The following is an 18,231-nucleotide window of genomic DNA, read 5'->3' as shown; positions in this document are numbered from 1 at the left end:
ATCCGCTTTCACACGGTCGACTTTAATGCCGCGCTTGCGTCTTGCCGGCACCAATGGCGATATAGGCAACCAATAAAAACTTCAGGGAGTCGTTCCATGTTGCTCGCCACGTTGATTCACCGCGCCAGTTTGCCCAGCCCGGATATCTCGGCGCAGCAGGCGCTGAACCTGCTTGAGGAGCACTACGGCCTCTCTGGAACGCTGCGGGTGTTGGGCAGCCAGCAGGACCTCAATTACCGCGTCGACAGCGACAAAGGCCGTTTTGTCCTGAAAATCTGCCACGGCGACTACGCCACGCTGGAATTGCAGGCCCAGCATGCCGGCCTGGCTCACCTGGAGGGGCGCGCCGGCTTGCGGGTGCCGCGGGTGATTGCCGCGCGCAACGGCCAGGACCTGCTGTCCCTGGTGCTGGACGGCACGCCCGTGCATGTGCGGTTGCTGGAGTACATCGAAGGCCAGTCGCTGACCCATCTCAAGCATCTGGGCCGTGACCTGGTGGTCGGCCTGGGGCACCTCTGCGCGCAAATGGACCTGGCCCTGGCCGACTTCCAGCACCCGGGGCTGACGCGCACCCTGCAATGGGATCCCCGCCATGCCACGGCGCTGATCGAACACTTGTTGCCGGTGCTCGGCGACGCGGATCGGCAAACGCGAGTGCGTGACGCCGCCGCACAGGCCCAGCGCCGCCTGCAGCCTCTGGTCGAGGCCTTGCCGATACAGGCCATTCATCTGGACATTACCGACGACAACGTGGTCTGGCGGCGCGACGCCCGGCGCCACTGGCAGTTGCAGGGGGTGATCGACTTCGGCGACCTGGTCCGGACCTGGCGCATCGCCGACCTGTCGGTGACCTGCGCGGCGCTGCTGCACCATGCCGAAGGCGACCCCTTTGTGATCCTGCCGGCGGTCCAGGCCTATCACGCGATCAACCCATTGCGGCGCGAAGAACTGCTCGCCCTCTGGCCGCTGATCGTGGCGCGGGCGGCGGTGCTGGTGCTCAGCGGTGAACAGCAGGTCGGCATCGACCCGGGCAATACCTACAGCCGCGTCAACCTGGCCCACGAGTGGGAAATTTTCCAAGTGGCGACCTCGGTGCCATTCGAACTGATGGAAGCGGCGATCCTCACGTCCGTCGAAGAGCAGCTGGCGCCGGTGGCCGGCGAAGGTTTCGCGCCCTTGCTGCCCGGGCTGGTGGGCCGCGAGTTCGCCTTGATCGACCTGGGCGTGCTCAGCCCGCACTTCGAGGCGGGAAACTGGGAGCAGAGCGGTATCGACGAACGCCTGCTGGCCGAGGCGGCCGCGGTCCATGGCCTGGCGGCCAGCCGCTACGGGCAATATCGCCTGTCACGCACTCGGCCCGACAGCGCCAGCGAGCCGGACACCTTTCCCCTGCACGTGGCCTTGCAGGTGCCGGCTGGCACCACCGTGGAGTCGCCGTTTGCCGGGACCTTGCGGCTTATGGCCGACGGCGCTCTGGAATTGGCCAGCGCGCAACTGAGTGTGCGGCTCTGGGGCGTGAAAGCATCCCTCAGGCCCGGCGCTGCGGTAGTCAAGGGACAGGTGCTGGGCGAGGCTGACGGTGCCTTGCGGGTGCAACTGTGTCGCCACGCCGATCTCACTCCGCCGCTGTTCTGCACGCCGTCGCGGGCCGCCGCCTGGCAGGCGCTGTGCCCGTCACCGGCGAGCTTGCTGGGACTGGCCTGCGACGCCGAGCCCGAGTTGGACGCGGCGCAACTGCTGGCCAGACGGAATGCCAGCTTCGCCCGCACGCAAAAACACTATTACCTCGACCCGCCGCGTATCGAGCGTGGCTGGCGCAACCACCTGATCGACATGCAAGGCCGCTCCTACCTGGACATGCTCAACAACGTCGCGGTACTGGGCCACGGTCATCCGCGCATGGCCGCCGAGGCGGCGCGGCAGTGGTCGCTGCTCAATACCAACTCGCGCTTTCACTACGCCGCCGTGACCGAGTTCTCCGAGCGCCTGCTGGCCCTGGCGCCGGACGCCATGGACCGGGTGTTCCTGGTCAACAGCGGCACCGAGGCCAATGACCTGGCGATCCGTCTGGCCTGGGCCTACAGCGGTGGGCGCGACATGCTCAGCGTGCTGGAGGCCTACCACGGCTGGTCGGTGGCGGCCGATGCGGTGTCCACCTCCATCGCCGACAACCCCAAGGCCTTGAGCAGCCGCCCGGACTGGGTGCACCCGGTGACCGCGCCCAACACCTATCGCGGGGCGTTCCGCGGCAGCGCCAGTGCGCCGGACTACGTGCGCAGCGTGGAACACAACCTGGCCAGGCTGGCGGAAGAAAATCGTCAGTTGGCAGGGTTTATCTGCGAGCCGGTGTATGGCAACGCCGGCGGTATCTCGTTGCCGCCGGGCTACTTGCAGCAGGTCTATGCGCTGGTCCGGGCCCGGGGCGGCGTGTGTATCGCCGATGAAATCCAGGTCGGCTACGGGCGCATGGGCAAGTTCTTCTGGGGGTTCGAGGAGCAGGGCGTGGTGCCGGACATCATCACCATGGCCAAGGGCATGGGCAACGGTCAGCCGCTGGGCGCGGTGATCACCCGCCGGGAGATCGCCGAGGCCCTGGAGGCCGAGGGTTATTTCTTCTCGTCCTCAGGCGGCAGCCCGGTCAGTTGCCGCATCGGTATCGCCGTGCTCGATGTGATGGCCGAGGAAAAGCTCTGGGAAAACGCCCGGGAGGTGGGCGGGTATTTCAAGGCGCGCCTGGAGGCGCTGATCGACCGCTATCCGCTGGTGGGCGCGGTGCACGGCTCCGGCTTCTATCTCGGCGCGGAGCTGATCCGCAACCGCGAAACCCTGGAACCGGCAACCGAAGAGACCGCGCTGCTGTGCGATCGGCTGCGCGAGCTGGGGATCTTCATGCAGCCGACCGGCGACTACCTCAACATTCTCAAGATCAAACCGCCGATGTGCACCAGCCGGCGCAGCGTGGATTTCTTTGTCGACATGCTGTCCAAGGTGCTGGACGAAGGTTTGTAACCCGCAAGGAGCCGGCTTGCCGGCGATAGCGATAGACCGGCCAGTATAAATATCGATTCTTATCGGCAAAACAGACATACATCACATCTGTTTTTCATTTTTTATCTTTAAAAGCCGATTTTTATCGGCTATAAAGTCGCTATCGTTCCGGCCGGGCCGACCACGCCCGGCTATTCTCAATCTGTCATCGGTCGATGCCTGGAATCGCCCAGCGCATTCGCCCAGGAGATGATCCATGAGTCGTATCGTTACCGTCGCCGCCACCCAGATGGCCTGTTCCTGGGATCTCGAAGCCAATCTCGACACCGCCGAGAAGCTGGTGCGCGAAGCGGCCGCCAGGGGTGCGCAGATCATCCTGATCCAGGAACTGTTCGAAACCCCGTACTTCTGCCAGAAGCCGAACCCGGACTACCTGCAACTGGCGACCCCGGTGGAAGACAACGTCGCCATCAAACACTTCCAGAAAGTCGCCAGGGAACTGCAAGTGGTGCTGCCCATCAGCTTCTTCGAACTGGCCGGCCGTGCGCGTTTCAACAGCATCGCGATCATCGACGCCGACGGCAGCAACCTCGGGATTTATCGGAAAAGCCATATCCCGGATGGCCCGGGCTACCACGAAAAGTACTACTTCAACCCGGGCGACACCGGTTTCAAGGTGTGGAACACCCGCTATGCGAAGATCGGCGTGGGCATCTGCTGGGACCAGTGGTTCCCCGAGTGCGCCCGCAGCATGGCCCTGCAAGGCGCGGAAATCCTTTTCTACCCGACCGCCATCGGCAGCGAGCCGCATGACAAGAGCATCTCTTCCCGCGATCACTGGCAGCGCGTGCAGCAAGGCCATGCCGGCGCCAACCTGATGCCGCTGGTCGCCAGCAACCGCATCGGTAACGAAGAGCAGGACGGCTACGACATCACCTTCTACGGCTCCTCGTTCATCGCCAATCAATTCGGCGAGAAAGTCGAAGAGCTCAACCAAACCGAAGAAGGCATCCTGGTCCACAGCTTCGACCTCGATGAACTGGAACACACACGCAGTGCCTGGGGTTCGTTCCGCGACCGCCGGCCGAACCTCTACGGCGCACTGAAAACCCTCGACGGATCCTTGGAGTCCTGATCGCCATGACCACTTTGCACAGCACACCGCGCGCCGACGGCTTCCATATGCCCGCCGAATGGGCACCACAAACCCAAGCCTGGATGATCTGGCCCGAGCGCCCGGACAACTGGCGCCTGGGCGGCAAGCCGGCGCAGGCGGCCCATGCCGCCGTGGCCCGGGCCATCGCGCGTTTTGAACCGGTAACGGTGGCGGTGTCCGCCGCGCAGTACGAAAATGCCCGGGCCCGCCTCGACGTGCCGAATATCCGCCTGGTGGAAATGTCCAGCGACGACGCCTGGGTCCGCGACAGCGGCCCGACCTTTGTCATCAACGACCAGGGTGAAGTGCGTGGCGTCAACTGGGACTTCAATGCCTGGGGCGGTTTCGATGGCGGCCTCTACGCCCCGTGGAACCGTGACGAACAGGTGGCCGGCAAGATCCTCGAAATCGAGCGCTGCCCGCGTTACCGGACCGAAGGTTTCGTGCTCGAAGGCGGCTCGATCCATGTCGATGGCGAAGGCACGGTGATCACCACCGAGGAATGCCTGCTCAATCGCAACCGCAACCCGCACCTGAGCCGCGAGGCCATCGAACAGGTGCTCGCCGAGCACCTGGCGGTGGACAAGGTAATCTGGCTGCCGGACGGCCTGTTCAACGACGAAACCGACGGCCATGTGGATAACTTCTGCTGCTACGTGCGTCCGGGCGAGGTGCTGTTGGCCTGGACCGACGATCCGCAAAACCCCAACTACCCACGCTGCCAGGCGGCCATGAAGGTGCTGGAAAGTAGCCGTGACGCCAAGGGCCGCCCCTTTGTAGTGCACAAAATGCCGATCCCCGGGCCGCTGTATGCCACCCAAGAAGAGTGCGCCGGCGTGGACGCGGTGGCGGGCAGTCAGGAACGCAACCCTTCGGTACGGCTGGCCGGTTCCTACGTGAACTTCCTGATCGTCAACGGTGGCATCATCGCGCCGAGCTTCGATGACCCGCAGGACAGCGTGGCCAGGGAAATCCTGCAGAACCTTTTCCCACAACACGAAGTGGTGATGGTGCCAGGGCGTGAGTTGTTACTGGGGGGCGGAAATATCCATTGCCTTACACAACAACAACCTGCGCCACACAAAGGTTGAGTGGAGTTGTAACAAAAGATGCAATGCTACAAATGATGGCGCTTTCACATCGCTGCTGAGTGACCCCTTATCAAACCCGCAGCCCTTATGGACTGCGGGTTTTTTTAGGGTTTTCGACTGCTGAACTGGCACTTTGGCATAGCTCTTGTATCGGCTTCTTTTATATGACGGAGCGTTTTCTACAATTCGACGTTCTGTCATAAACCTTAAGTAAGTTAGCCGCTCATGAATCAGGAGAGCGCTGAGATGAACGTAGCCAGTGAGCGGGTTTCGCACCCTCTATCGGTGACGAGCGAGTCGCTTCAAGTCCTGGCTCAGTGGTTGAAAAGCAATGGAACGCGTACCACCCGTGCTCAGGATCCTCGTCGGATGATTGCCGACCGTTACCCCGCAGGCTTGTTCAGCGAAGCTGAATTGGAGGCCTTGCTCGGGGTTTTACAGGGTTAAAAGGACTTTACACAAAAACGCCGCTGGCCGGAGCGATCCGGGCAGCGGCGTTTTTTTATGGCTGTTCCCTGGGCATCAGATCGGTTGATTCGACCGCTTTTCACAATAAACCAGGTGTCATTCCGGCGTTTTTCAATGGGCCCCGAGCGACTAGTCTGAAGGCATCGAACTCATTGCTACCTTCGGGAGATCTGCATGGCTGCCTCGAGCGTCCTTCACTACATCTACGATCCGCTGTGCGGCTGGTGCTACGGCGCCAAACCGTTGATCCAGGCCGCCCGGCAGGTGTTGCCCGTGGTCCTGCACGGCGGTGGCATGATGGCCGGCAACAACCGTCAATTCGTCTCTTCGAACCTGCGTGACTACGTCATGCCCCACGACCGGCGGATTGCCGAGTACACCGGCCAGCCGTTTGGCGAGGCCTATTTCGAGGGGCTGCTGCGGGATTCGTCGGTGATCTTCGACTCCACGCCGCCGACCCGGGCGGTCCTGGCGGCCGAACAACTGCAAGGGCGCGGGTTGGAGATGCTGGGTCGCCAGCAGACGGCGCACTACGTCGAGGGGCAGCGCCTGGCCGATATCGAAGTCCTGCTGGCGCTGGCCGTTGAGCTGGGCTTCGAAGCGGAAGCCTTCAAGGCCGCTTTTGAACAAAACAGCGCAGCGGCGGCGGCAGAGCACTTCAAACAAAGCCGCGCCTTGTTGTCCCGTGTCGGCGGGCAAGGTTTTCCGACCCTGGCGCTGGAGCGGGAGGGGCGTTTCAGCCTGATCGATATCGGTCCTTACCTGGGCAAACCCGAGGCGTTCGCCGCCTGGCTCGGTCAATCGCTGAGGGCCGCCACCCCGGCCGCCACCGGGCCGTCCTGTGGCCTGGACGGCTGCTCTTCCTGAAAAAAACTGAGCGATGGAGGCTTCCAAGGTCGACTTGCGACACCTTTGCTGTCGGTGGTAGGCATGCCGATTTTCGAGGTTTTCCCGGTAATCCCTTATATTCACTGAGATTTCACGAAATTGACACACTAGTAGTGTCGCGGATAGGATTCACCCCACGCCTGTGGCTATACGCCATACACCTAAAATAATAAAAGGCCCGCTGCATCCATTGCAGGCGGGCCTTTTTGTTTTGCGTGAAAACCAACACACAACGTTTCAGCTCTAAGCCGCAGGGCGTTTCATCCAGCGATAAGGAAAAAAACATGTTGAACAAACGGATCGGTCTGCTCGCGTTGGGCATCCTCGGCGCTACCCAGGCCATGGCCAGTGACCAATCGGACTCCAAGGGTTTCGTTGACGACAGCCACCTGAACGTCCTGCTGCGTAACGCCTACATCAACCGCGATTACAAAAGCGGCAACCCGGACAAGATCGAATGGGGCCAAGCGGCCATCGGTACCTTCCAGTCCGGTTTCACCCAGGGCACTGTAGGCGTAGGCGTTGACGCTTTCGGTCTGTATGCACTGCGTCTGGACGGCGGCCGCGGCGAAACCGGCGCGCAAGGCATCGACTTCTTCAAGAAGGACAACAACGGCGATCCAGCCAAGGACCTGGCCAAGGGCGGCGCCGCGGTGAAATTCCGCCTGTCCAACACCGTGCTGACCTACGGTGACCAGATGCCGGCCCTGCCGCTGCTGAACTACGACAACTCCCGTCTGCTGCCGGAAAGCTATACCGGTACCCTGATCACCTCCAAGGAAATCCAGGGCCTGGAACTGAACGCCGGTCACTTCACCGCCGAGTCGCGCAAGAGCGCCGACGGTCGTGACAGCGGTGGCCTGAAAGGCATCGATATCCTGGGTGGTAGCTACCAGTTCACCAAGGAGTTCAAGGCGGCGCTGTATGCCTCCGACGTCGACGAAGTGCTGAAGAAGCAGTACCTGAACCTGAACTACGTGTTCCCGATCGCCTCGGACCAGTCCCTGACCCTGGACTTCAACGGCTACCGTACCCAGTTGGACCGTGGCTATGCAGTGGAGCAGAAGTCCCAAGGTCGTGACAACCGCATCTGGAGCCTGGCTGCCACCTACGCCCTCGGCGCTCACTCCTTCACCCTCGCTCACCAGAGCAGCACCGGTTCCAGCCTGCTGGGCTACCCGTACGGTGGCTACCAGAAGGATCAGGGTCGTGTTGGCGATGGCGGCAACACCATCAACCTGGCGAACTCCTACTGGTCGGACTTCAACGCTGCCGACGAGCGCTCCTGGCAGCTGGGCTACGGCCTGGACTTCGGCGCCTTCGGCGTTCCGGGCCTGACCTACAACGTGGCCTACGTCCGTGGCGACAACATCACCACCTCCACCAGCACCGGCGGTACCGAGCGCGAGTTCTTCAACCAGGTCAAATATGTGGTCCAGAGCGGCCCGGCCAAGGACCTGAGCGTGAAGCTGCGTAGCTCGATCCTGCGTGTATCGGAGAAATCCAGCGAGTACAACGTCAGCGGTAACGAAGTACGCGTGTATGTCGACTACCCGATCAGCGTGTTCTGATCGAGCGACATGGTTGTAGCGACCTGATCCCAGGTTGAAAATAAAACGCCCCGACTGGTTCGGGGCGTTTTTGTTTGCGCGCGCGGTTGCGAGTAATCTTTGGGCTTTGTGCGCCACTATCGCGTTTCAACCTGGCCCCGTATGACGTTCCGGGTAAAAAAATGCGCAAACCCCAATAGACATTGCGTTCCGTGGATAAGGTACTAGCTTTATGCCTGCACGGATCGCTGCTGTTGGATACTCATGCCATTGCGCCTGCCTCCCGCCTCTTTCCTGTGCCCAAACCACGAAGTTCACGGTTGCTCCGCAGGAGAAACACCATGACAGGAATGCGCAAGGACAGGTCCCGTTATCCATACTCGCTGGGGCTGCTGGCCCTCACGGTAATGGGGGCCGCCACCACGGCACAGGCAGTGGAAGCCTCCCGGCTGTTCAACAACCCGCCGGCCCTGGAACAGCAGGCCCCTACGGCCAAAGTCGTGGAGGGCACGCTGTTGCTCAAGTCCAATGCGGCCTTCCAGGCGCCGCAGCCCCATGTCGGGCGTGAACGGCAGTTGGACCTGAGCATCAAGTACACCAAGAATCATATCCACGACCCGGCCACCAACGAAGACGTGCCGGTGTTGTTACGCAGCTACGTCGGTACCGGCGTCGACCCCAAGGCGCCGTTCATCGCGCCGACCATCGATGTCACGCCGGGCGACACCGTGCGCATCACCCTCAACAACCAGTTGCCGGCCGACCCCAGTTGCACCGCCCATGACAGCCAGCCGGATGTGCCGCACTGCTTCAACGGTACCAACCTGCATTCCCACGGGTTGTGGGTCAGCCCCACGGGCAACAGCGACAACGTGCTGCTGTCGATCAACCCCGGGGTCAGCTTCCAGTACGAATACAACATCCCGGCCGACCACCCGGCGGGGACTTTCTGGTATCACCCGCATCGTCATGGTTCCACCGCGATCCAGGTCGCCAGCGGCATGGCCGGGGCGCTGATCATCCATGGCGATCGCAAGCCGAGTCGCGACGCCAATGGCGATATCGACACCCTGCTCAAGGGCGCTGATGGCCGCTCGTTCAAGGAGCGTTTGCTGGTGTTCCAGCAAATTCCCTACGCATGCAAGGACCCGGCCGGCAACTTCCGCTACAAGCCCATGAAGGATAAGGACGGCAATATCGTCAAGGACAAGGATGGCAAGGACAAGATGACCCTGGACTGGACCTGCAAGCCGGGCGAAGTGGGGGTTGTCGAGTCGTTCGACCAACTGCAGCCCTCCAGCTGGACCGACTCGGGGCGCTACACCAGCGTCAACGGTCTGGTGCAGCCGATCTTCACGGATGCCCGGCCCGGTCAGGTCGAACGCTGGCGCCTGGTTCACGCGGGGATCCGCGACACCATCCGGCCGCTGTTCCGCAAGCTCAAGGACAACGCCAAGGCGGACAGTGACAAGGGCATCGCGGCGCTGGCCTCCGCCGACTTCATCAAGGAGAAATGCACCGGCCAACCGATCGACTACCAGGTGATCGCCTCGGATGGCCTGACCATGGAGCAGGCCCAGAGTCGTCAGGTCATCACCCTGCAGCCGGGCTATCGCAACGACCTGCTGATCATCTTTCCCGAGCCGGGACGCTACTGTGTGACCAATGAAGCTTCCACGGCCTCGGGCGGTGTCGGCCAGGAGGCCAGCGGTCTTCAACTGCTGGGCTTTGTCGATGTCGGACCTGGGCCGAAAGTGGCGGACACCAAGGCACGCCTGACCCAGGAACTGGTGGCGGCGGCGGAGCGCAATATGCCGGCGGACATCAAGGCCAGGGTGGTGGCGGACCTGAAAAAGGACCTGCGGTTTGACAAGTTCATCCCGCACCCGAGCATTACCGACAGCGAAATCAAGGGTGAGCAGAAACTGGTGTTCCTGATCGACTTCAAGGATCCGGACCACACCAAGTTCGCCGTGGGCACTACCGCGGAAAATGCCGTGCCTTATCAGCCGGGGGTGGTTGATCGTCATCTGAAGTTGGGGGACGCGCAAACCTGGGTTCTGCAGTCGGCGTTTGCCAGTCATCCGTTTCATATTCATGTGAACCCGTTCCAGGTCGAGAAAATCATCGGTCCGGATGGGGTGGATCTCAGTGAGCCTGGTGCGGTGGACAAGACCGACAAGAACGACGCGCAATATGCGGGGATGAAAGGGGTGTGGAAAGACACGCTGTTCGTCAAAGGCAAAACCGATAACAGCGGCGTGTACACCTTGTATGTGCGGACCCGCTACCAGCGCTATATCGGCGAGTTCGTGCTGCACTGCCACATTCTTGATCATGAGGATCAGGGGATGATGCAGAACGTGAGCATCGAGCTGCCGGACGGGGCGGGTGGGACTACGATGGGGGCGCATCATTGAGTCGAAAGAGATCAGCTTTTTCTGCTGGCTGAGACATGAAGTGATGGTCGATATCGGCCCTCCTCGCGGCGACGTAAGGAGGGTCGTATCATTGCCGGGCTTGCAATATGTGGAATTATGCCAATAATCATAATTATGTTTTTTTACATAATTCGGCATAACCATGACGCCTGACCGTCTCTACTTCCCTCGCGCGGTCCTTGCCCAGCAGGTATTGATGGGCTTCGAGAACCAGCTCCAGCAGGCCACGACGCTGTTTGCCCCACGTCGTAAAGGAAAAACGCAATTTTTGCTGCGCGACCTTGTCCCTCTGGCCGAAGCGCGCGGCTTTGTGGTGGCCTACGCGGATCTTTGGTCCAACAAGGACGATCCTGAACGGGTGATCTGCGCGGCGCTCGCCAAGGCGCTGCACGAAACCAGTCTGCTAACCCGGATTGAAACCTGGTGGGCCAGGCCAAAGCGTTCGCTCAAGGGCATGAAGGTCGGTTTGGGAATGGACTCTGCTTCTGCGGAAGCCGAGCTGGCGGAGGCCGGGATTCCTTCCATCCATGAGTTATTCGAACGCTTCAACATCGCGGGCAAGGGCAAGGCGTTGTTGATCGTTGACGAGGTGCAGCACCTGGCCACCCGCCCGGCCTTCGAAAACTTCACCGCCACACTCCGTTCCTTGCTGACGACCAGCCAAGGCAGCGTTTTCGCGGTGTTTACCGGTTCTTCCCAGGATGCTCTGACGAACATGTTCCGGCGCAGCAAAGCGCCGTTCTATCAGTTTGGTTCGCAACTGAACTTCCCTGATCTGGGCAGAGAGTTTTCGGAGCATTTCGGTCGGCTTTACCGGGAAACCACGGGCAAGGCTTGGGACGTGGAGCAGGCCTATCGCCTGTATGTCGCCCGGGGCATGACGCCGCATTATCTGCGTACGCTGTTTGCCACGAGCCTGACCCAGGGAATTCCGGTAAAGGAGGCCGACAAGATTGTCTGGGCGGGGATGGTGGACGAAGGCCAGTTCACGACATTGCTGCAAGACTTGCCGCCACTGGATCAATTGCTGCTCAGGGGCATTGTTACCGGGGAGTCGCTGTACGCCGATGAGTATCGACGCTCCCTGGCTGATGAGCTGCCGAGCGGGTTGGTACCGACTACGCAGCAGGTACAGGCCGGGTTGGAGCGGATGCGCAAGCGCGATCTGATTGCCAATCTTGGGCACGGGCAATGGTCGGTTGAAGAGCAGGCGCTGGAGAGTTTTTTGCGCGGGGTTTATCGAGGTGGGGAAGAGGAGTAATTGGGGGATGGCTCGTTCGCCTGTCTGTATCATCCAAGCCTCCCCCCTCTTTTCCTAGGCTATCTAGGGCTGTAAACGCCGCACCGCCCAGCCGTCGGGGGTGCGGTCATAGCGCAGCCGTTCGTGCAGGCGGTCCTGGCCGTTGCCCCAGAACTCCACCGACTCCAGGCGCAGCTCGAACAGGCAATAACCGTCCGGGCGTGGCAAGGGCGCCTGGGTGCCTGACAACGCCTTGGCCCTGGCGCGCAGGGCTTCGACATCGGTCAGTTCTTCGCTCTGGCGCGACACCGCGGACATCGGGTGGGTCACGTGGGGGCGTCCTCGCCAGGCGGCGTCGGCCCGGGCCTCGCTGAGCCGTTCGGCGCGGCCATTGAGCACGATCTGCTGGCTGGTCTCGCGCCAGTACAACACCCCGGATGCCCAGGGGTTCTCGACCAGCTCGCGACCTTTCTGGCTGCCGGCATGGGTGCTGAACACCAATCCGGCGTCCGACACTTCAGCGATCACCACGATCCGCGTCGAAGGCCGTCCCCGGGCGTCCGCCGTGGCCAGCGCCAGGGCCTTGGGCTCGCGTACGCCATAGCGCCGGGCCCGTTCCAGCCAATTGTTCAACACGACAAAGGGCGTGGCGGGCGGCGTTGCGAACTCCGGAAACGCGGCCTCGATGGTGCCTGTAAGGGATTCCGACAGCAGATGTGCGCTCATGGGGTTGCTCCGATGATCTGGATATTCAAATGAAAGCCGTACCCTGGGCAAAGGCCACGCCATTGCCCGAGACCTGCACGGCGGTGACCGTCTCACCGTAGCCCTCGGCCCTGGCGAACATCAGCGACGGCCGACCGATTTCCACACCCTGGAGGATTTCGATCTGTTGGCCGTAGTCGACCTGGGCATGACGGATCAGGTGAATTGCCAAGGGCCCCGCCGCCGAGCCGGTGGCCGCGTCCTCGACCACCCCATAGGCCGGCGAGAACATCCGGCTGCGCCAGCGTCGGCCAGAACCGGCGAAGCAGTTGATGGCCATGTCGTGGAACTGCCCCAGCGCGCGATGATCGGGGTTCAACGCCGACAGCGCCGCGACGCTCTCCAGGCCGACGAATACATGCCGGGGGCCATTGCGATAGATCTCCACCGGAAAGGTCGAGCCGCCGATCCCCAGGGCCCGGAGCAATTGCGGCATGCGCTCGAACGTCTCCCAGGTCGGAATCGGCTGCTGCATGCTGCACGCCACCACCCGGCCATTCTGGCGCTCCAGTGCGAAGGGGATGGTGCCCATCTCGGTTTCCAGTTGCAGATGGTCCTTGTCGGTTTCGGCGCCCAGGGCAATCGCCGTGCCCAGCAGCGGATGACCGGCGAAGGGCAGCTCGTTGACCGGGGTGAAAATCCGGATGCGCGCATCACCGCCATAACGTGGGGTCAGGACGAAGGTCACCTCGGACAGGTTCATTTCCCGGGCAATCTGTTGCATGCGCTGGGCGGGGAGGTCGTCGCTGTCAAAGAACACCGCGACCGGGTTGCCCTCCATCGGGACGCTGGCGAATGCGTCGATCACTACATACCTGTGCATGGCTTGCTCCATTGTGTTCAAGGGGGGCGACGGTTTACGCCGACAGGGCGTGGCGCATCAGGTCGGCGATGATGCGTGGCCCTTCCTGGGTCAGTACCGACTCGGGGTGAAATTGCATTGAGGCGAAATGCGGCCCGCGCAGCGCATGGACCTCGCCGGTTTCCCGGTCGCGGCTGACCTGCACCAGCCCGAGGCCGTCGACTTCGATACGGTCCTCGCGGCTCTGGGCGGCGAAGGTGTTGTAGAAACCGACCCGCTCGTGGGCACCGAACAGGTCGATTTGCTTCTGCACGCCCTGGTTGGGAATGGTCCGGCGTCGCAGGTCCAGGCCCAGGCAGCGGCTGAGCACCTGATGACTCAGGCACACCGCGAGAAACGGCCGCTGCTCATCCAGCAGCGAGCGGATGGCCACATGCAGGTGATCGATCTTCGGTTGCTCGAGCGCCGTCGGGTTGCCCGGCCCCGGGCCCATGATGACGATGTCGTAACCGTCGAAGGCATAGGCGTCGTTGTAATTGCGCACGCTGACCGCCAGCCCGAGGGCACGCAGTTGCATGGCGATCATCGAAGTGAAAGTGTCCTCGGCATCGACGATCAGCACCCGCCGTCCCGACAGATCGGCCTGGGACTGCTGGCGTTCCAGTGCATCGCTCAACCAGAAATCGGCGATCAGCGCATTGCGGCTGGCCAGGGCGGCACGCACCTGGATATTCGAGCCGAAGCGCGCCGGCGCCTGGTTTTTCAGCGCCGCGATCAGCCCGGCGGCCTTGGCCCGGGTTTCGGCGGCTTCGGCCTGGGGCTCGGAATGCCGGACGATGGTCGAGCCGACGCTGATCTTCAACTGGCCTTCGCGGTCGATATCGGCGGTACGGATCAGAATCGCCGAATCCAGCGTGCGGGCGCCTTGCGCGTCGCTGCCGATCAACGCGGCAATGCCGCTGTAATAGGCGCGGCCCTTGGGTTCGTGGCGGCGGATCACCCGGCAGGCGCTTTCCAATGGACTGCCGGTGACGGTGGGGGCGAACAGGGTTTCGCGCAGGATGTCGCGCACATCGCGGCGGGTGTGGCCTTCGATAAAGTATTCGGTGTGGGCCAGATGGGCCATTTCCTTGAGATAGGGCCCGAGTACATGGCCGCCGTCGTCGCAGATCCGCGCCATCATCTTCAGCTCTTCGTCCACCACCATGTACAGCTCGTCGGCCTCCTTGCGATCGGCGAGAAACTGCATCACTTCGGTCAGGTTCGGGCCTGTCGGCGGATAGCGGTAGGTGCCGCTGATGGGGTTCATCACCGCCAGGCCGTCCTTGAGGCTGATATGCCGCTCGGGTGATGCGCCGACGAAAGTGCGCTCGCCGGTGTGGATGATGAAGGTCCAGTAGACGCCCTTTTCCCGCTCCAGCAGATGGCGAAAAAAGGTCAGGGCGCGGCTGATCCCGTAGTCGCCGATATCGGCCATGAAGGTGCGCTTGATCACGAAGTTGGCGCCTTCGCCGCTGCCGATCTCGTTGTCGATCACCCGGCTGACAATCTCCGAATAGGCCGCGTCACTGAGGTCGAAGCGTTCGTTGAGCAAGGCGATGGGCACTTCGGGCAGGCGTTCGAGCAGGGTGTCGAGGCCGATCTGGGCCTGCTCGGCCACCTGCAGGGCGAGCAACGGGGCCTGGTCGTCGACCGCCTCGAAGCCGCGTTCGGCGATCTGCCGGTAGGGAATGATCACCAGGGTTTCCAGGCGGGCTTCGCCGGTCAGTGGTTCGCGCAACTCGATCCGGGTCAGTGACGACGGCAGCGAGACTTCGCCGAGCAGCACATCCACCAGGCCCGGGCCATGGGATTCCGGGCGGTACAACAGGGCGAAGGGCGGCGGGTCGGCGCGCAGGACCTGGGCGACAAGGTGTTCGGCGGCCAGGCTCATGGCAGCACCTCCTCGGTGGTGACCACCATGGCGCAACGGCTGGCGGCGTATTCCAGGGCCATCCAGTGATGTTCCTTGCTGAAGTCGGCGATGGCGTCGGCCACCAGGAACGGCTGGATATCGTTCGAGTAGGCGTCCACCGTGGAAATCAGCACCCCGACATGGGCGTACACCCCGCAGAGGATCAACTGGTCGCGACCATGGGCGCGCATACGCTCCAGCAGGTCCGAGTTGAAAAACGCGCTGTAGCGCCACTTGGTCAGCAGCCAGTCGCCGGGTGCCGGCTTGAGCGCGTCGACCACCTCGCGGTCGGCGGGGCTGGCCTGCATGCCGGCGCCCCAGAAGTCCTTGAGCAGTCCGCGCTGGGCCTCGGTCATGCTCCCGGGCTGGGCGGTGTAGGCCACCGGAATACCCCGGCTCGCGGCCCATTGGCGGATACGCGCGGCATTGCTGATCACCTCGTCACGCAAGGGCGTGGGCAGCGGGCGGAGAAAGTAGCGCTGCATATCGTGGATCAGCAGCACGGCGCGCTGCGGGTCGATCCGCCATTGGGCCAGATTGGCCGGCAGCTCGTGGGCGGTGGGCAGCGCGTAGGGGGTGATCGCGGGAATACCGGTCATGGCAACAGACTCCTGTCAAAAAGTTGCATGGGTGGCAGCGGGTGGGTTCTTCCAGGCCAGCACGGTGGTGATCGCCTGCCAGGGCGTCAGTCGCGGGTCGCACAGGCTGGTGTAATGGGTGCTGACCTGGTGAAGCCCGGCGGCATCGGACGCACACTCGGTGACATCATCCGGAGTGGTCTCCAGATGCAGGCCACCGGCGATCCCGCCAGCCGACAGCACCGCATGTTTGAAGGCACTGACTTCCCGGGCGATGGTCTCGACCATGCGGGTCTTGTTGCCACAGGGCGCGAGGATGGTGTTGCCGTGCATCGGGTCGCTCAGCCAGATGACCTTGTGCCCGGTGGCGCGGACTGCCTCCACCAATGGCGGCAAGCGTTCCGCGACCTTTTCGGCGCCCATCCGCGCGATCAGCGTCAGGCGTCCGGGCTCGCGGGCCGGGTCGAGGCGTTCGCAGAGGGTCAGCAACTGCGCCGGGGTCATATCGGGGCCGACCTTGCAGGCCACCGGGTTCAGCACCTCCGACAGCAGGGCGACATGGGCGCCGTCCACCTGGCGGGTGCGTTCGCCGATCCACGGCCAGTGGGTCGAGCCGAGAAAGGTCCGGCCCTGCTCATCGTCGCGCAGCATCGGCAATTCGTAGTCGAGCAGCAGCATCTCGTGGCTGGTCCAGACCGGCGAGCCGCCAGGGGCGAGACGGTCCTGCCAGCCCAGGTGTTCCATGATCTCGCGGGCGGCCTGATAGCCTTTGAGCAGGCGTTGCGGATCGGGTTGGCGGCTGTCGGAATGGGCGACGTGGCTATTGACCATATCGCCGCGATACGCCGGCAACTCGATCTCGCCAATGCGTTCGCTGGGTTTGGAGCGCGGCTTGGCATACTGCCCGGCAATGCGTCCGACGCGGATCACCGGTTGCTGGGTGACCAGGCCGAAGGCCCCGGCGAGGATCTCCAGCACCGCGCTCTTGCGGGCCACGGCGCCGTGCTGGTTGTCGTTGATATCCTCGGCGCAATCGCCGGACTGGATGACCTTGCCTTCGCCTTCGGCGACTCGCGCCAGGAGTGCGCGCAGAGCCAGGATGTCCTGGGCCCTGATCAAGGACTGGCTGTCTCTCAGGTGTTGCTGTACGTCCCTCAGGCGAGAGAGATCGCTCCACTGGGGTTGCTGCAGTGCTTCACAACCCAGAACCCGTCGCACAATCGTTTCCATGATGAGACCCCTGGCGCAATGCCGTTAGGTGGGTATGCCTTCGCGTTTGATTTCGGGCACCGGGATATTCAGCGCCCGCAGTTGCTGGAACACATTCATGAACTCGCGGTTTTGCTTGATCTTGCCGTCCTCGAGGGCGAAGGAATGGAGGAAGTGGTTTTCGTAGTAGCCGTCCGGGTAGCCGGGAAAGAGGATCTGCCCGTGGCCTTCGCACTCGACCCAGAAGTGGTTCGGGTCATCGGTTTCGAAGATGCGCACGTCATACCATTCCCAGTCCGGGAAGCACTTCAGCGACCAGACCGCGTGCTCGGCGAGCTTGTCCTTGCCGCGAATGACAATCGGCGCGCCGGTGTCGGTGGTCCACAGGCCGCCGCTGCCGTCTTCGGTAAACAGTTCATGGCGGCGCAGGCGGGCGGGGCCCTTGGTCTGCATGTACTGCTCGACCACCTGGCGGTTCTTGCGGCGAAGCTCGGTACTGCTTGCAAACCCATCGTGTTTGTCTGGATTGGACATGGTCTTGCCTCTGTTGTGGATTAAGCGGGTAGGCCGGCGCGGCGAATGGTCGGCACGGGAATGCCGAGGGCGCGCAGTTGCTGGAAGGGGTTCATGAACTCGCGGTTGCGCTTGATCCGCCCGTCCTCGAGTTCGAAGGAATGGATGTAATGGTTCTCGCAGTAGCCCTTCGGGTAACCGGGCATATTCACGCTGCCGCGGCCGTCGCTTTCGACCCAGAAGTGGTTCGGGTCGGCGGTTTCGAAGATCCGCACGTTGTGCCACTGCCAGTCCGGGAAGCACTGGTCCAGCCAGACACCCAGGGCCGCCAGCTTGACGTGGCCGTGGAAGACCAGCGGGGTGGCGCTGGCGGTGTTCCAGGAACCGCCGCAGCCGTCCTCGGTAAACAGCTCGTGACGGCGCAGGCGGCCGGCGCCGTGGCTGTGCATGTACTGCTCGACGGTGGCGCGGTTCTTGCGCCGCAGTTCCGCGGCGTCGGCAAATCCGGTTTGGAGTGCGGTAGTTGGCATGCTCATGTTCCTTTGGGCGTGTTCAAGTCGCCGGGTGGTTCAGCCATGCAAGACACTT

General features: G+C 62.7%; 15 protein-coding genes. 8 read left to right on the top strand and 7 right to left on the bottom strand.

The window, feature by feature from the left end; genetic code table 11:
* Window positions 1–96: 96 nt before the first annotated feature.
* The 8 genes from M5B99_RS22640 to M5B99_RS22605 all read left to right on the top strand — a co-directional run bounded on the left by M5B99_RS22640 (window position 97) and on the right by M5B99_RS22605 (window position 11,843).
* Window positions 97–3,009 (top strand): aminotransferase, encoded by a 2,913-nt coding sequence (locus tag M5B99_RS22640; protein ID WP_248806093.1) that lies wholly within the window; start codon window positions 97–99, stop codon window positions 3,007–3,009.
* A gap of 235 nt (window positions 3,010–3,244) precedes the next feature.
* A complete protein-coding gene (gene aguB / locus M5B99_RS22635) occupies window positions 3,245–4,123 on the top strand; it encodes an N-carbamoylputrescine amidase (RefSeq protein ID WP_248806092.1) in 879 nt (292 codons plus the stop codon).
* 5 nt (window positions 4,124–4,128) lie between these two features.
* Complete coding sequence (aguA, locus tag M5B99_RS22630) at window positions 4,129–5,235, top strand: agmatine deiminase (protein WP_248806091.1); 1,107 nt, start codon at window positions 4,129–4,131, stop codon at window positions 5,233–5,235.
* A 246-nt stretch (window positions 5,236–5,481) separates the two neighbouring features.
* Window positions 5,482–5,682: a hypothetical protein gene (locus tag M5B99_RS22625; protein WP_248806090.1), complete on the top strand. Its 201-nt coding sequence runs from the start codon at window positions 5,482–5,484 to the stop codon at window positions 5,680–5,682.
* Between the two features lie 195 nt (window positions 5,683–5,877).
* Entirely contained in the window at window positions 5,878–6,570 is a 693-nt protein-coding gene (locus tag M5B99_RS22620) for a DsbA family protein (protein ID WP_248806089.1), read from the top strand.
* Between the two features lie 305 nt (window positions 6,571–6,875).
* Window positions 6,876–8,162: an OprD family porin gene (locus M5B99_RS22615; RefSeq protein WP_248806088.1), complete on the top strand. Its 1,287-nt coding sequence runs from the start codon at window positions 6,876–6,878 to the stop codon at window positions 8,160–8,162.
* A 320-nt stretch (window positions 8,163–8,482) separates the two neighbouring features.
* A complete protein-coding gene (locus M5B99_RS22610) occupies window positions 8,483–10,561 on the top strand; it encodes a multicopper oxidase family protein (protein ID WP_248806087.1) in 2,079 nt (692 codons plus the stop codon).
* 163 nt (window positions 10,562–10,724) lie between these two features.
* On the top strand, window positions 10,725–11,843 hold the full coding sequence (locus M5B99_RS22605; protein WP_248806086.1) for a hypothetical protein: 1,119 nt from the start codon (window positions 10,725–10,727) through the stop codon (window positions 11,841–11,843).
* Between the two features lie 63 nt (window positions 11,844–11,906).
* Here M5B99_RS22605 and phzG read toward each other — a convergent pair whose 3' ends face one another.
* Genes phzG through M5B99_RS22570 form a run of 7 tightly spaced genes read right to left on the bottom strand, consistent with a single transcriptional unit; the run spans window position 11,907 to window position 18,173 of the window.
* Complete coding sequence (phzG, locus tag M5B99_RS22600; RefSeq protein ID WP_248806085.1) at window positions 11,907–12,548, bottom strand: phenazine biosynthesis FMN-dependent oxidase PhzG; 642 nt, start codon at window positions 12,546–12,548, stop codon at window positions 11,907–11,909.
* Between the two features lie 25 nt (window positions 12,549–12,573).
* Window positions 12,574–13,410 carry a PhzF family phenazine biosynthesis protein gene (locus tag M5B99_RS22595; RefSeq protein WP_248806084.1) on the bottom strand — a complete coding sequence of 279 codons (837 nt, stop codon included), beginning with the start codon at window positions 13,408–13,410 and terminating at the stop codon, window positions 12,574–12,576.
* Between the two features lie 34 nt (window positions 13,411–13,444).
* Window positions 13,445–15,322: an anthranilate synthase family protein gene (locus tag M5B99_RS22590; protein ID WP_248806083.1), complete on the bottom strand. Its 1,878-nt coding sequence runs from the start codon at window positions 15,320–15,322 to the stop codon at window positions 13,445–13,447.
* The gene (locus tag M5B99_RS22585; protein WP_248806082.1) at window positions 15,319–15,942 is read right to left on the bottom strand and encodes an isochorismatase family protein; all 624 of its coding nucleotides are present in this window, start codon (window positions 15,940–15,942) and stop codon (window positions 15,319–15,321) included. Before M5B99_RS22585 ends, M5B99_RS22590 begins: the two co-directional genes overlap by 4 nt.
* Before the next feature lie 15 nt (window positions 15,943–15,957).
* Window positions 15,958–17,151, bottom strand: a complete 1,194-nt coding sequence (locus tag M5B99_RS22580) for a 3-deoxy-7-phosphoheptulonate synthase (protein ID WP_248806081.1) — start codon at window positions 17,149–17,151, stop codon at window positions 15,958–15,960.
* Between the two features lie 24 nt (window positions 17,152–17,175).
* Entirely contained in the window at window positions 17,176–17,664 is a 489-nt protein-coding gene (locus M5B99_RS22575; protein WP_248798022.1) for a PhzA/PhzB family protein, read from the bottom strand.
* Window positions 17,665–17,684: 20 nt separating this feature from the next.
* Window positions 17,685–18,173 (bottom strand): PhzA/PhzB family protein, encoded by a 489-nt coding sequence (locus M5B99_RS22570; protein ID WP_248806080.1) that lies wholly within the window; start codon window positions 18,171–18,173, stop codon window positions 17,685–17,687.
* Window positions 18,174–18,231 lie beyond the last annotated feature (58 nt).

Origin of the sequence: Pseudomonas sp. MWU13-2100, assembly GCF_023242365.1 — a bacterium.
Lineage (GTDB): Bacteria > Pseudomonadota > Gammaproteobacteria > Pseudomonadales > Pseudomonadaceae > Aquipseudomonas.
This window is presented reverse-complemented; position numbering and strand designations above follow the sequence as displayed.

What these genes read in the sequence shown, in the direction of transcription:
- M5B99_RS22640 (WP_248806093.1), top strand. Translation starts at nt 97, where the DNA reads ATGTTGCTCGCCACGTTGATTCACCGCGCCAGTTTGCCCAGCCCGGAT.
- aguB (WP_248806092.1), top strand. Translation starts at nt 3,245, where the DNA reads ATGAGTCGTATCGTTACCGTCGCCGCCACCCAGATGGCCTGTTCCTGG.
- aguA (WP_248806091.1), top strand. Translation starts at nt 4,129, where the DNA reads ATGACCACTTTGCACAGCACACCGCGCGCCGACGGCTTCCATATGCCC.
- M5B99_RS22625 (WP_248806090.1), top strand. Translation starts at nt 5,482, where the DNA reads ATGAACGTAGCCAGTGAGCGGGTTTCGCACCCTCTATCGGTGACGAGC.
- M5B99_RS22620 (WP_248806089.1), top strand. Translation starts at nt 5,878, where the DNA reads ATGGCTGCCTCGAGCGTCCTTCACTACATCTACGATCCGCTGTGCGGC.
- M5B99_RS22615 (WP_248806088.1), top strand. Translation starts at nt 6,876, where the DNA reads ATGTTGAACAAACGGATCGGTCTGCTCGCGTTGGGCATCCTCGGCGCT.
- M5B99_RS22610 (WP_248806087.1), top strand. Translation starts at nt 8,483, where the DNA reads ATGACAGGAATGCGCAAGGACAGGTCCCGTTATCCATACTCGCTGGGG.
- M5B99_RS22605 (WP_248806086.1), top strand. Translation starts at nt 10,725, where the DNA reads ATGACGCCTGACCGTCTCTACTTCCCTCGCGCGGTCCTTGCCCAGCAG.
- phzG (WP_248806085.1), bottom strand. Translation starts at nt 12,548, where the DNA reads ATGAGCGCACATCTGCTGTCGGAATCCCTTACAGGCACCATCGAGGCC.
- M5B99_RS22595 (WP_248806084.1), bottom strand. Translation starts at nt 13,410, where the DNA reads ATGCACAGGTATGTAGTGATCGACGCATTCGCCAGCGTCCCGATGGAG.
- M5B99_RS22590 (WP_248806083.1), bottom strand. Translation starts at nt 15,322, where the DNA reads ATGAGCCTGGCCGCCGAACACCTTGTCGCCCAGGTCCTGCGCGCCGAC.
- M5B99_RS22585 (WP_248806082.1), bottom strand. Translation starts at nt 15,942, where the DNA reads ATGACCGGTATTCCCGCGATCACCCCCTACGCGCTGCCCACCGCCCAC.
- M5B99_RS22580 (WP_248806081.1), bottom strand. Translation starts at nt 17,151, where the DNA reads ATGGAAACGATTGTGCGACGGGTTCTGGGTTGTGAAGCACTGCAGCAA.
- M5B99_RS22575 (WP_248798022.1), bottom strand. Translation starts at nt 17,664, where the DNA reads ATGTCCAATCCAGACAAACACGATGGGTTTGCAAGCAGTACCGAGCTT.
- M5B99_RS22570 (WP_248806080.1), bottom strand. Translation starts at nt 18,173, where the DNA reads ATGCCAACTACCGCACTCCAAACCGGATTTGCCGACGCCGCGGAACTG.